The sequence below is a fragment of the Vibrio fluminensis genome (assembly GCF_015278125.1).
In the GTDB taxonomy this organism is placed as follows: domain Bacteria; phylum Pseudomonadota; class Gammaproteobacteria; order Enterobacterales; family Vibrionaceae; genus Vibrio; species Vibrio fluminensis.
This window is the reverse complement of record NZ_JADILO010000095.1, coordinates 1-357: the sequence shown is the minus strand read 5'-3', so window position 1 is coordinate 357 and position 357 is coordinate 1. Positions and strand designations below refer to the sequence as shown.

The 357-nt window shown below is 41.0% G+C and carries 1 rRNA gene; it reads right to left on the bottom strand.

Annotated features, from left to right (window positions below):
• Nucleotides 1-122 (bottom strand): 16S ribosomal RNA (locus IRQ95_RS22080); the annotation flags it as partial.
• Nucleotides 123-357: the final 235 nt, after the last annotated feature.

The window sequence follows — 357 nt, the reverse complement described above, 5'->3', positions numbered from 1 at the left end:
CCGTCCGCCGCTCGCCGCCCAACAAATCCCCCGAAGGTTCAATGTTGTCGCTGCCGCTCGACTTGCATGTGTTAGGCCTGCCGCCAGCGTTCAATCTGAGCCATGATCAAACTCTTCAATTTAAAGTTTTTTTTGACTCAATGAATACTGACTTCAAAACTGCTCTTACYCGAAAGTAAGAAGTAATTTTAAAGCTATTATCGTTTTTCCTTTGCAAAGAAAGTAGAACGATAATGAATTGACTGTGCTGATACCGAAGTATCAATTGGTCACTCAGTTCATTGAAATCGAATTTGATACCGAAGTATCTAATTGGATTATCATCAACGAGTGCCCACACAGATTGATAGGTTTATA